Below are 11,796 nucleotides of genomic sequence, written 5' to 3' on the forward strand. Positions count from 1 at the left end.
ATACAACAGCTGTATGCACGACAACATAAAATTAGAGGTAATCATGGCTATTGAACGTACTTTTTCCATCATCAAGCCAAACGCGGTGGCAAAAAACGTTATTGGCAGCATCTTCGCTCGCTTTGAATCAGCAGGGTTTAAGATTGTTGGCACCAAAATGCTGCACCTGACCGTTGAGCAGGCTCGTGGCTTCTACGCTGAGCACGATGGTCGTCCGTTCTTCGACGGTCTGGTTGAGTTCATGACCTCCGGCCCAATCGTGGTTTCCGTACTGGAAGGCGAAAACGCCGTTCAGCGTCACCGTGACCTGCTGGGCGCAACCAACCCAGACAACGCGCTGGCTGGCACCCTGCGTGCTGACTACGCGGACAGCTTCACCGAAAACGGCACCCACGGTTCTGACTCCGTAGAATCCGCCGCGCGCGAAATCGCGTTCTTCTTCGCAGAAGGCGAAGTGTGCCCACGTACCCGCTAAGGGCACGTTTACACTTTATTTAGCGAATGCCGCGTGCAGACGTGGCATCCATGCGCCAGAATTTGTACAATGCAGCGCCCCCGGACGAGCAGACCGCTTTCCTGGGGCGCTTCTTTTTATCAACCCTCCAGGGGCCATAACGTGTAACAACGAGGCCGGAATAGAAAATGTCTGAACAAATTGTCACGCCTGAGAGCGCCATCCCGGCGGTTCCCAACAAAGATGGAAAAATTAACCTGCTGGATCTTAGCCGTCCGCAGATGCGCGAGTTTTTTAAAGACTTAGGCGAAAAACCCTTCCGCGCCGATCAGGTGATGAAGTGGATGTATCATTACTGCTGCGACGACTTTGATGAGATGACTGACATCAACAAAGTCCTGCGTGGCAAGCTCAAAGAAGTCGCTGAGATTCGCGCCCCTGAAGTGGTGGAAGAGCAGCGTTCATCTGACGGCACCATCAAATGGGCGATTGCCGTTGGCGATCAGCGCGTTGAAACTGTCTATATCCCGGAAGACGACCGCGCGACCCTGTGCGTCTCTTCACAGGTCGGCTGCGCGTTAGAGTGTAAATTCTGCTCTACGGCTCAGCAGGGCTTCAACCGTAACCTGCGGGTATCGGAAATCATCGGCCAGGTCTGGCGCGCGGCGAAAATCGTCGGTGCCGTCAAAGCGACCGGCGTACGTCCTATCACCAACGTGGTGATGATGGGCATGGGCGAGCCTCTGCTGAACCTGACCAACGTGGTTCCAGCGATGGAAATCATGCTGGACGATTTCGGCTTTGGTCTCTCCAAACGTCGTGTAACCCTGTCTACCTCAGGCGTTGTGCCTGCGCTGGATAAGCTGGGTGATATGATTGACGTGGCGCTGGCGATTTCCCTGCACGCTCCGAACGACACCATCCGTGATGAAATTGTACCTATCAACAAAAAGTACAATATTGCCACCTTCCTGGAATCTGTTCGCGGCTATATCTCGAAATCCAACGCCAACCAGGGCCGTGTGACTATCGAGTACGTGATGCTGGACCATATCAACGATGGTACCGAGCATGCGCATGAACTGGCGGAATTGCTGAAAGATACGCCATGTAAGATCAACCTGATCCCATGGAACCCGTTCCCGGGCGCGCCGTATGGCCGCAGCTCGAACAGCCGTATCGACCGTTTCTGTAAAGTGCTGATGGGCTATGGCTTTACCACCATTGTGCGTAAAACGCGCGGTGATGATATTGACGCCGCCTGCGGCCAGCTGGCCGGTGACGTTATCGACCGCACCAAGCGTACAATGCGTAAGCGTATGCAGGGTGAAGCGATCGACGTGAAAGCGCTGTAATTCAGCGTGGCGTGCGCCTGAAAAGGCGCACGTAAAGCCAAGTGCTTAAGGATTAGGCGAAACGTACTGATTTGGATAATAATTACGGTGCGTTTCGATGAGTATTGAGGCAGTATGTAGCGTTGCAACAACAGCGTAGCGACGGCCTTTGACGCTGTTTTGAAGTTGGGTATACCGGGCAGCTTGTCGGTCTGTCCGATAGCAACGATCGGATGTTTCGCGGTGCGGGTACGGTTCCGCATCAGAACCTTAAATTTCACGAATCAGCAGTTGTAGCGAATGAATACTGAAACCAACCACGACCAACAAGAAGCACAAACCACGGGTGTCCGTCTGCGTACTGCCCGTGAACAACTCGGACTCAGCCAGCAAGCCGTTGCAGAACGCTTGTGCCTGAAGGTTTCCACCGTTCGTGATATTGAAGAAGATAAGGCGCCTGCTGAACTCGCTTCAACATTCTTGCGTGGTTATATCCGCTCCTACGCTCGCCTTGTGCATATCCCCGAGGAAGAGCTGCTGCCAATGATGGAAAAGCAAGCACCGGTACGCGCGGCGAAAGTCGCTCCGATGCAGACCTTCTCCCTGGGCAAGCGTCGCAAAAAACGTGATGGCTGGCTGATGAGCTTTACCTGGCTTGTCCTCTTCGTGGTTGTCGGGTTAACCGTCGCCTGGTGGTGGCAGAACCATAAAGCGCAGCAGGAAGAGATCACCACCATGGCCGATCAATCTTCCGTTGAGCTGAAAGCGAGCGGCAACGACTCGCAGGATATCCCGCTGAACACCGGCGCGGATACAGCGCAGGCTCCTGCTACGACCGATACTGCAGCAACCCCAGATAGCGCTACTGCCGCACCAGCGGATGCCACCCCGGCTCCAGATGCACCTGTAGCGACCGCACAGAACAACGCCGTTGTGGCACCGTCTCAGGCTAACGTCGACGGTACCGCAGCGCAAACCACCACCCCTGCACCGCAGACCGCAACGCCGGGCGCACTGCCAACCGACCCGGCGCAAACTGCCGCACCGGTTGCTGATGCTAACGCGCTGGTGATGAACTTCTCCGCCGACTGCTGGCTGGAAGTGACCGACGCTACCGGTAAAAAGCTGTTCAGCGGCCTGCAGCGTAAAGGTGGTAACCTGAACCTGAGCGGCCAGGCGCCTTACAAACTGAAAATTGGTGCACCGGCCGCAGTACAGATCGCCTACCAGGGTAAACCGGTCGATCTGAGCCGCTTTATCAGAACTAACCAGGTTGCGCGCCTGACCGTGAGTGCTGAACAATCACCAGCACAATAACAGACGCGTAATGCGGGAGATTTTTCATGCACAACCAGGCTCCAATTCAACGTAGAAAATCCACACGCATTTACGTTGGGAACGTGCCGATCGGCGATGGGGCTCCTATCGCCGTACAGTCGATGACCAATACGCGCACAACAGACGTTGAAGCGACGGTTAATCAAATTAAGGCGTTGGAACGCGTGGGGGCGGATATCGTTCGTGTATCCGTGCCGACGATGGACGCCGCAGAAGCCTTCAAACTTATCAAACAGCAGGTTAACGTCCCGCTGGTTGCTGATATCCATTTCGACTACCGTATCGCTCTGAAAGTGGCGGAGTATGGCGTTGACTGCCTGCGTATTAACCCGGGCAACATCGGCAACGAAGAGCGTATTCGCATGGTCGTTGACTGCGCTCGCGACAAAAATATCCCTATCCGTATCGGCGTGAACGCCGGGTCGCTGGAAAAAGATCTGCAGGAAAAATACGGCGAACCTACGCCGCAGGCGCTACTGGAATCAGCAATGCGTCACGTGGATCACCTCGATCGTCTGAACTTCGACAAGTTTAAAGTCAGCGTGAAAGCGTCCGACGTTTTCCTGGCGGTGGAATCTTATCGCCTGCTGGCTAAACAGATCGATCAGCCGCTGCACCTCGGGATCACCGAAGCGGGCGGTCTGCGTAGCGGTTCCGTGAAGTCTGCCATTGGCCTGGGCCTGCTGCTCTCTGAAGGGATCGGCGATACGCTGCGCGTTTCGCTGGCGGCGGATCCGGTTGAAGAGATCAAAGTCGGTTTCGATATTCTGAAATCACTGCGCATCCGCGCTCGTGGGATCAACTTCATCGCCTGCCCAACCTGTTCACGTCAGGAGTTTGACGTTATCGGGACGGTCAACGCGCTGGAGCAGCGTCTGGAAGATATCATCACCCCGATGGACGTATCGATCATCGGCTGCGTGGTTAACGGCCCTGGCGAAGCGCTGGTGTCAACGCTCGGCGTGACCGGCGGCAACAAAAAAAGCGGCCTGTATGAAGACGGCGTGCGTAAAGATCGCGTCGATAACGACGATATGATTAGCCAGCTTGAAGCAAGGATCCGCGCGAAAGCGTCGGTGCTTGATGAAGCGCGCCGTATCGACGTTCAGCAGGTTGAAAAATAACGAGATGGGAAGCGGCTTGCTTCCTGTGTATGATTGAACCCCAGGTGCCGAACGCGCCGAGGGTTCATTTTTATATATAAAGAGAATTAACGTGGCAAAAAACATTCAAGCCATTCGCGGCATGAACGATTATCTGCCTGGCGAGACCGCCATCTGGCAGCGCATTGAAGGCACACTCAAGCAGGTGCTCGGCAGCTACGGTTATAGCGAAATCCGTTTGCCGATTGTAGAGCAGACCCCGTTGTTCAAACGCGCTATCGGTGAAGTGACCGACGTGGTTGAAAAAGAGATGTATACCTTCGAAGACCGCAATGGCGATAGCCTGACGCTGCGTCCGGAAGGTACTGCGGGCTGCGTACGCGCCGGCATCGAACATGGTCTTCTGTACAATCAGGAGCAGCGTCTGTGGTACATCGGGCCGATGTTCCGCCACGAACGCCCTCAAAAAGGACGTTACCGCCAGTTCCATCAGTTGGGTGTCGAAGTGTTTGGCCTGCAGGGGCCGGATATCGACGCCGAGCTTATCATGCTGACCGCGCGCTGGTGGCGTGCGCTGGGCATGGCAGAACACGTGAATCTGGAGCTGAACTCCATCGGTTCTCTGGAAGCCCGCGCCAACTATCGTGACGCGCTGGTGGCCTTCCTTGAACAGCACGTAGAAGTGCTGGACGAAGACTGCAAACGTCGTATGTACAGCAACCCACTGCGCGTGCTGGATTCCAAAAACCCAGACGTACAGGCGCCGCTGAACAACGCTCCTGCGCTGGGCGACTATCTGGACGAAGAGTCCCGTGAGCACTTTGCTGGCCTGTGCGCACAGCTGGATGCCGCTGGAATTGCCTACACCGTTAACCAGCGTCTGGTTCGCGGTCTGGACTACTACAACCGCACCGTTTTCGAATGGGTGACCAACAGCCTCGGCTCGCAGGGTACCGTTTGTGCAGGTGGCCGTTATGATGGTCTGGTTGAGCAACTGGGCGGCCGTGCTACCCCAGCGGTAGGCTTCGCGATGGGTCTGGAACGTCTTGTTTTATTAGTTCAGGCAGTTAATCCGGAATTTAAAGCCGATCCTGTTGTCGATATATACCTGGTCGCTTCAGGCACCGATACTCAGTCAGCCGCCATGCGTCTGGCAGAGCAGGTGCGTGATGCGTTACCGGGCGTGAAGCTGATGACCAACCACGGCGGCGGCAACTTTAAGAAGCAGTTTGCCCGCGCTGATAAATGGGGCGCCCGTATTGCCCTGGTTCTGGGTGAGTCTGAGGTTGAGCAAGCCACTGTTGTCGTGAAGGATTTGCGCTCTGGTGAGCAGACAACCGTAACGCAGGAAGGCGTTGCCGCGCATTTGCGCACTATTCTGGGTTAATCTCCAGGACATTATTATCAGGAGAAGGGCTGCGTGGAAATTAATAACGAAAACGATCAGGTTGAGGCGATTAAAAGCTTCTTTGCCGAAAATGGTAAAGCGCTGGCCGTTGGGGTCATTCTGGGGATTGGTGCGCTGGTTGGCTGGCGTTACTGGAACTCGCATCAGTTAGATTCGGCCCGTGAGTCCTCTGCGGCTTATGAAAACGCCGTCTCTTCTCTGAGTTCAGGGAAACCGGAAGCGCTGGCCGCCGCGGAGAAATTTGCCGCCGACAGTAAAAACACCTATGGTGCGTTTGCTTCTCTGGAACTGGCTCAGGTCTTCGTCGATAAAAGCGACCTTGCTCAGGCTGAAAAACAGCTGCAGCAGGGCCTGGCTGCCGCATCTGATGATAATCTGAAATCCGTCATCAGCCTGCGTCTGGCGCGCGTTCAGCTACAGCTGAAGCAGCCTGACGTTGCTCTGAAAACGCTGGAAGGCGTGAAGGGCGAAGGCTGGACGGCGATTGTTGCTGATTTACGCGGGGAAATCCTGCTCAGTAAAGGTGACAAGCAGGGTGCACGTGCGGCGTGGGAAGCTGGCGCTAAGAGCGATGCATCGCCCGCGCTGAGCGAAATGATGCGCATGAAAATTAATAATTTGTCCGTCTGAGAGGGACCCGATGCAATTGCGTAAATTACTTTTGCCAGGACTGCTTTCTGTCACTCTGTTGAGTGGTTGTTCACTGTTTAGCGGCGAAGAAGATGTGGTTAAAATGTCTCCTCTGCCAACCGTAGAAAACCAGTTTACGCCGTCTACCGCATGGGATGTCTCCGTCGGCAGCGGTATCGGTGACTTCTACTCTAACCTGCATCCGGCTTATGCGGACAGCGTGGTTTACGCGGCTGACCGTAAAGGTACCGTGAAAGCGCTGAACGCGGATGACGGCAAAGAAGTGTGGTCCGTCAACCTGGCAGAAAAAGATGGCTGGTTCTCTCGTAAGCCAGCGCTGCTCTCCGGTGGCCTGACCGTTGCCGGCGGCCACGTTTATGTGGGTAGCGAAAAAGCGCAGGTTTATGCGCTGGATGCGGGTGATGGTTCCGTTGTCTGGAAAACCACGGCAGCAGGCGAAGTACTGTCTCGTCCAACCGTCAGCGATGGCCTGGTGCTGGTGCATACCAGCAACGGTCAGCTGCAGGCACTGGATGAAAACAGCGGCGTCGTGAAATGGACGGTGAACCTGGATATGCCTGCGCTCTCTCTGCGCGGTGAATCTGCACCGGCTGTGGCCTTCGGCGCGGCGATTGTTGGCGGCGATAACGGTCGCGTGAGCGCGGTACTGATGCAGCAGGGCCAGATGATTTGGCAGCAGCGTATTTCTCAGGCGACTGGCTCAACCGAAATCGATCGTCTGAGCGATGTAGACACTACGCCGGTTATCGTGAATGGCGTTGTCTACGCGTTAGCCTACAATGGTAACCTGACGGCGCTGGATCTGCGCAGCGGTCAGATCATGTGGAAACGTGAGCTGGGCTCGGTGAATGACTTCATCGTTGACGGCAACCGTATCTACATCGTTGACCAGAACGACCGTCTGCTGGCGCTGACCACCGACGGTGGCGTGACCCTGTGGACGCAGAGCGATCTGCTGCACCGTCTGCTGACCTCTCCGGCGCTGTATAATGGCAGCCTGGTGGTGGGTGATGCGGAAGGTTACATGCACTGGATTAACCCGGAAGATGGGCGTTTCGTCGCTCAGCAGAAGGTTGACAGCGCGGGCTTCCTGACGGAGCCGGTGGTGGCTGACGGTAAACTGCTGATTCAGGCGAAAGACGGTACGGTTTACGCGATTACGCGTTAACGGCGGCGTTGATTCAGCAATGGACGGCTCCTGAATGCTCAGGGGCCGTTTGCTATTTATAGATTTTGTCAAAATTTTGAGTATATGAGGCTTTAACATGGTACCTGTGGTCGCGCTTGTCGGGCGCCCTAATGTTGGAAAATCCACGCTTTTTAACCGCCTGACGCGCACTCGTGATGCGCTGGTTGCGGATTTCCCGGGTCTGACTCGTGACCGTAAGTACGGTCGTGCTGAAGTTGAAGGGCGTGAGTTTATCTGTATCGATACCGGCGGTATCGATGGCACGGAAGAGGGCGTGGAAACCCGCATGGCGGAACAGTCGCTGATGGCGATTGAAGAAGCTGACGTCGTGCTGTTTATGGTGGATGCGCGTGCGGGGCTGATGCCTGCGGACGAAGGTATCGCCAAACATCTGCGTTCTCGTCAAAAGCCAACCTTCCTGGTGGCGAACAAAACCGACGGGATTGACCCGGATCAGGCAATTGCCGATTTCTGGTCGCTGGGCCTCGGTGAAATTCACGCGATTGCGGCCTCCCACGGTCGTGGCGTAACCACGCTGCTGGAAACCGTTCTGCTGCCGTTTGTTGACGACGTCAACCCGCCGGAAGAAGTGGACGAAGATGCCGAGTACTGGGCGAAGTTTGAAGCCGAGAATGGCGAAGCGGTTGAAGAGCCGGAAGACGACTTCAACCCGCAGGACTTGCCAATCAAAATCGCTATCGTGGGCCGTCCGAACGTAGGTAAGTCTACGCTTACTAACCGTATCCTCGGCGAAGACCGCGTAGTGGTATACGATATGCCGGGTACCACCCGCGACAGTATCTATATTCCAATGGAACGCGATGAGCGCGAATACGTCCTCATCGACACCGCAGGCGTGCGTAAGCGCGGTAAGGTAACGGATACGGTTGAGAAGTTCTCCGTAATCAAAACCCTGCAGGCTATTGAAGATGCGAACGTTTGTCTGCTGGTGATTGATGCCCGTGAAGGTATCTCTGACCAGGACCTGTCGCTGCTGGGCTTTATCCTCAATAGTGGGCGCTCACTTGTTATTGTCGTCAACAAGTGGGACGGCCTGAGCATGGAAGTGAAAGAGCAGGTGAAAGAGACCCTGGACTACCGTCTGGGCTTTATCGACTTTGCTCGCGTGCACTTTATCTCCGCACTGCACGGCAGCGGCGTAGGTAACCTGTTCGAATCTATCCGTGAAGCGTATGACAGCTCGACCCGTCGCGTGGGTACCGCGATGCTGACCCGCATCATGACCATGGCGACGGAAGATCACCAGCCGCCGTTGGTTCGCGGTCGTCGCGTGAAGCTGAAATATGCGCACGCCGGTGGTTATAACCCACCGATTGTGGTTATCCACGGTAACCAGGTGAAAGACCTGCCGGATTCCTACAAGCGCTATCTGATGAACTACTTCCGCAAATCGCTGGATGTGATGGGTACGCCTATCCGCATTCAGTTCAAGGAAGGCGAGAACCCGTATGCGAACAAACGTAATACGCTGACGCCAACCCAGATGCGTAAGCGTCAGCGTCTGATTCGACACATTAAGAAAAGCAAATAAGCGATGCTTTAAGCGCCGAATAGCAAAAAACCCGCGAGAGCGGGTTTTTTTATGGCCGTTGTCGGCCAGATGAGCAAAGTGCCATCCGGCGCTATTATGATTTCCAGCGCGACTGACGAATCACGCTGCAGAAATTGCCGGGCACAAAGCCAGGGTCTTTATCGCAGATAACATCAGCCTTCACGTTGCCGAAGGTGGTCTGGGTTTTACCTTTAATCCCATCATAAAACGCACTAATGATATTCTCTTTAAAGTTATCCAGGCGCGGGTGCTGCTGAACGACCGCTTCACGACTCGCATCGCTAACCTCGTCATAGCCAATTCCCAGCACGTCCATTTCCACACCTGCGGTTAACAGTGCGATCTCCGGGGCCATAAATTCCGGAATACCGGGCGTGGTGTGCAGGGCTATCGCCGTCCACACTTTATCAATATCAGCAGTCGCAATACCGTGGCCCTCAAGGAAAGCGCGGGCGGCGTTGGCGCCGTCGACTTCAAATCGCTTATCGCAACTGCAATGCTCATGTGTCAGGCCAATATCATGGAACATACAGCCGACGTACAGCAGTTCGTGGTCCACTTTCAGCTCCCGGCGTGCTCCAGCCAGCGCCCCCCAGTAGTAGACGCGGCTAGAGTGGTGGAACAGCAGGTCACTTTCGGTATCGCGAATAAACTCGGTAGTTTCGCGAGCCAGTTTGCTGTCGGGAATACGAATGCCTTGCACGTTGATGGTCATATCTTTTCTCCTCATGGGTTGTTGAAGGAGAGTTTACAGGGCATTCTATACGTCATGAATTGTCGTATTACGACGATTTAAGACATTTCATCGAATCAGGACACCCCGCTTATGAAACGCGTTATTGCTCTACTTGCCGTGCCCGGCGTTCAGTTACTGGACGTTTCCGGCCCGCTGGATGTCTTTGCCGAGGCCAACCGGATCCTGCATCGCGAGGTGTATGAGTTTGCCGTTATTGCACTGGAAGAGATGACGGTGAGCGCGTCGTCCGGCGTGAAACTGGTGGCGAACACGCAACTGGCGGAAACCACGGAACTACAGCCGGATACGTTTTTGCTGGCCGGTGCGCCGGAAGTCTGGCAACAGACGCTGAACGATGAGCAAATCGCGCATATCCGCAGACTTTGTGACAGTAGCCGCCGCTACGGCTCCGTCTGTACCGGTGCGTTTCTATTAGCGCAAACGGGGCTGCTGGCCCAGCGTAAAATCACCACCCATTGGGCCATGACGTCCCGTTTTATGGCGACGTTCTCAGACGTTGAGGTCGATGCCGATGCGTTGTATGTGGCGGACGGCCCAGTCAGAACGGCGGCAGGGGTGACCTCGGGTATGGATTTAGCCATTCGATTGGTGGAAGAAGATCTGGGGCGCGAGGTGGCGCAGGAGATAGCCTGTAATCTGGTGATGTTTTTCCGCCGCCCGGTGAATCAGGGACATTTTATACGCCACAGCGCGGTCTCTACGACCGGCCGCAATGCCTTTCAGGACTTGCAGCGCTGGGCGCTTGCTAACCTGTCGACGGTGTTGAGCCTGCAGGATATGGCTGACCATATTGGTCTTAGCGCTCGCCATCTGGGTAGGCTGTTTCGTCAGGAGATGAATATGGCCGCTGGAGAGTGGCTGGAGGCTGGGCGAATTGACCGGGCTAAAATGCTACTGGAAAGCGGCACGCTGCCGCTGAAAACCATCGCCAGTGAGTGTGGGTACTCCAGCAGCGACGTGCTGCGCAGGGCGTTTATTAAGCGCGTCGGTATCACGCCGTCGATGTACCGACGGCTGAATGTGGCCCGACCATGGGCACAATTGCCGGAGTGAGCAGCGAACGTAACCGCTTTATGACGCCGCTTATGGCAGGTTGTTCTCGCGTAGCCGAAAATTATCATCCAGACTTAAGCCAAAGACGTAGTCTGTACAGGCATTGTGCTTTACACTGCGCGCTGCAAAAATTGAGTCAACAAACGATTAAAGTAGGCGGTAAGGTCGATGAACGGAACAATCACAACCTGGTTTAAAGATAAAGGTTTTGGGTTTATCAAAGATGAAAACGGCGATAACCGCTATTTTCATGTGATTAAGGTTGCCAACCCCGATCTGATTAAAAAAGATGCCGCGGTGACCTTCGAACCCACGACCAACAACAAAGGGCTGTCTGCTTACGCGGTGAAAGTTATCCCGGAAAGCAAACATATCTATATCGCGGGCGAGCGCATCAAGCTCACGTCGATCAAATCCTTCCTGGTGTACAGCGAGGAAGTGCCTGCCGATACCCGTATTGATAAAGAGAATGCGGTGCTGTCCGTGGGGCTTTTGATGAACAGCATCAAGCCGAAATCAGCGGAGAAAGCGGGTGAAATGCGCACACTGAAGAAGCTGGCAATCACCACTTTCCAGGGCACGACGCTCATTTTCTCGGAAGATGAGATTGATATTGAAGCCACGGTAAAAATGCTTAAGGTCTGAGACCTGCTCAACCGCGAAGAATGAGATTAACCCCAGGAGCGATGTATGAATAATGACATTCCACTGAAGTATTATGATATTGCCGAAGAGTACGCTTCAGAATCGGCGAAGCCCGTCGGCGAGAGCGAACTGGATGCGCTGGCGCACTACTTCCAGCTACTGCTGACCCGTTTAATGAATAACGAAGAGATCAGCGAAGAAGCCCAGCAGGAGATGGCGACCGAAGCCGGTATCAGTGCGCAGCGTATTGATGAGATTGCCAACTTCCTCAACGAGTGGGGTAACGAGTAA

12 protein-coding genes are annotated in these 11,796 nt (G+C 54.8%); 11 read left to right on the plus strand and 1 reads right to left on the minus strand.

Translation table 11 applies throughout. From position 1 onward, the window contains the following. Positions 1 to 43: 43 nt before the first annotated feature. The 8 genes from ndk (at position 44) to der (ending at position 9,029) form a co-directional block, all read left to right on the plus strand. Positions 44 to 475, plus strand: coding sequence for a nucleoside-diphosphate kinase (gene ndk, locus HII27_RS16420; protein ID WP_185668893.1), 432 nt, complete (start codon positions 44 to 46; stop codon positions 473 to 475). Between the two features lie 167 nt (positions 476 to 642). After that, a complete protein-coding gene (locus tag HII27_RS16425) occupies positions 643 to 1,809 on the plus strand; it encodes a bifunctional tRNA (adenosine(37)-C2)-methyltransferase TrmG/ribosomal RNA large subunit methyltransferase RlmN (RefSeq protein WP_185668894.1) in 1,167 nt (388 codons plus the stop codon). A gap of 279 nt (positions 1,810 to 2,088) precedes the next feature. Further along, a complete protein-coding gene (rodZ, locus tag HII27_RS16430; RefSeq protein ID WP_185668895.1) occupies positions 2,089 to 3,105 on the plus strand; it encodes a cytoskeleton protein RodZ in 1,017 nt (338 codons plus the stop codon). Positions 3,106 to 3,131: 26 nt separating this feature from the next. Further along, positions 3,132 to 4,250 (plus strand): flavodoxin-dependent (E)-4-hydroxy-3-methylbut-2-enyl-diphosphate synthase, encoded by a 1,119-nt coding sequence (gene ispG, locus HII27_RS16435; RefSeq protein ID WP_185668896.1) that lies wholly within the window; start codon positions 3,132 to 3,134, stop codon positions 4,248 to 4,250. 91 nt (positions 4,251 to 4,341) lie between these two features. Beyond that, positions 4,342 to 5,616, plus strand: a complete 1,275-nt coding sequence (gene hisS / locus HII27_RS16440) for a histidine--tRNA ligase (RefSeq protein ID WP_185668897.1) — start codon at positions 4,342 to 4,344, stop codon at positions 5,614 to 5,616. Positions 5,617 to 5,649: 33 nt separating this feature from the next. Beyond that, positions 5,650 to 6,267, plus strand: a complete 618-nt coding sequence (locus tag HII27_RS16445) for a YfgM family protein (protein WP_185668898.1) — start codon at positions 5,650 to 5,652, stop codon at positions 6,265 to 6,267. A 10-nt stretch (positions 6,268 to 6,277) separates the two neighbouring features. Next, on the plus strand, positions 6,278 to 7,456 hold the full coding sequence (gene bamB / locus HII27_RS16450) for an outer membrane protein assembly factor BamB (RefSeq protein WP_185668899.1): 1,179 nt from the start codon (positions 6,278 to 6,280) through the stop codon (positions 7,454 to 7,456). Between the two features lie 97 nt (positions 7,457 to 7,553). After that, positions 7,554 to 9,029 (plus strand): ribosome biogenesis GTPase Der, encoded by a 1,476-nt coding sequence (gene der / locus HII27_RS16455; protein WP_185668900.1) that lies wholly within the window; start codon positions 7,554 to 7,556, stop codon positions 9,027 to 9,029. Positions 9,030 to 9,123: 94 nt separating this feature from the next. Here the strand turns inward: der and HII27_RS16460 are convergent, their stop codons facing one another. Continuing rightward, complete coding sequence (locus HII27_RS16460) at positions 9,124 to 9,765, minus strand: HD domain-containing protein (protein ID WP_185668901.1); 642 nt, start codon at positions 9,763 to 9,765, stop codon at positions 9,124 to 9,126. A gap of 111 nt (positions 9,766 to 9,876) precedes the next feature. On the opposite strand from HII27_RS16460, the gene HII27_RS16465 reads away from it, so the two are divergent. The 3 genes from HII27_RS16465 to HII27_RS16475 all read left to right on the plus strand — a co-directional run bounded on the left by HII27_RS16465 (position 9,877) and on the right by HII27_RS16475 (position 11,796). Beyond that, positions 9,877 to 10,860, plus strand: a complete 984-nt coding sequence (locus HII27_RS16465; RefSeq protein WP_185668902.1) for a GlxA family transcriptional regulator — start codon at positions 9,877 to 9,879, stop codon at positions 10,858 to 10,860. A 168-nt stretch (positions 10,861 to 11,028) separates the two neighbouring features. Next, complete coding sequence (locus HII27_RS16470; protein ID WP_185668903.1) at positions 11,029 to 11,505, plus strand: cold-shock protein; 477 nt, start codon at positions 11,029 to 11,031, stop codon at positions 11,503 to 11,505. 45 nt (positions 11,506 to 11,550) lie between these two features. Next, on the plus strand, positions 11,551 to 11,796 hold the full coding sequence (locus HII27_RS16475; RefSeq protein WP_123650323.1) for a DUF2543 family protein: 246 nt from the start codon (positions 11,551 to 11,553) through the stop codon (positions 11,794 to 11,796).

Origin of the sequence: Kluyvera sichuanensis (assembly GCF_014218705.1) — a bacterium.
Classification (GTDB): domain Bacteria; phylum Pseudomonadota; class Gammaproteobacteria; order Enterobacterales; family Enterobacteriaceae; genus Kluyvera; species Kluyvera sichuanensis.

Excerpts from the sequence above, each read along its gene's own strand:
- ndk (WP_185668893.1), top strand. The coding sequence starts at position 44 with ATGGCTATTGAACGTACTTTTTCCATCATCAAGCCAAACGCGGTGGCA.
- HII27_RS16425 (WP_185668894.1), top strand. The coding sequence starts at position 643 with ATGTCTGAACAAATTGTCACGCCTGAGAGCGCCATCCCGGCGGTTCCC.
- rodZ (WP_185668895.1), top strand. The coding sequence starts at position 2,089 with ATGAATACTGAAACCAACCACGACCAACAAGAAGCACAAACCACGGGT.
- ispG (WP_185668896.1), top strand. The coding sequence starts at position 3,132 with ATGCACAACCAGGCTCCAATTCAACGTAGAAAATCCACACGCATTTAC.
- bamB (WP_185668899.1), top strand. The coding sequence starts at position 6,278 with ATGCAATTGCGTAAATTACTTTTGCCAGGACTGCTTTCTGTCACTCTG.
- der (WP_185668900.1), top strand. The coding sequence starts at position 7,554 with ATGGTACCTGTGGTCGCGCTTGTCGGGCGCCCTAATGTTGGAAAATCC.
- HII27_RS16460 (WP_185668901.1), bottom strand. The coding sequence starts at position 9,765 with ATGACCATCAACGTGCAAGGCATTCGTATTCCCGACAGCAAACTGGCT.
- HII27_RS16465 (WP_185668902.1), top strand. The coding sequence starts at position 9,877 with ATGAAACGCGTTATTGCTCTACTTGCCGTGCCCGGCGTTCAGTTACTG.
- HII27_RS16470 (WP_185668903.1), top strand. The coding sequence starts at position 11,029 with ATGAACGGAACAATCACAACCTGGTTTAAAGATAAAGGTTTTGGGTTT.
- HII27_RS16475 (WP_123650323.1), top strand. The coding sequence starts at position 11,551 with ATGAATAATGACATTCCACTGAAGTATTATGATATTGCCGAAGAGTAC.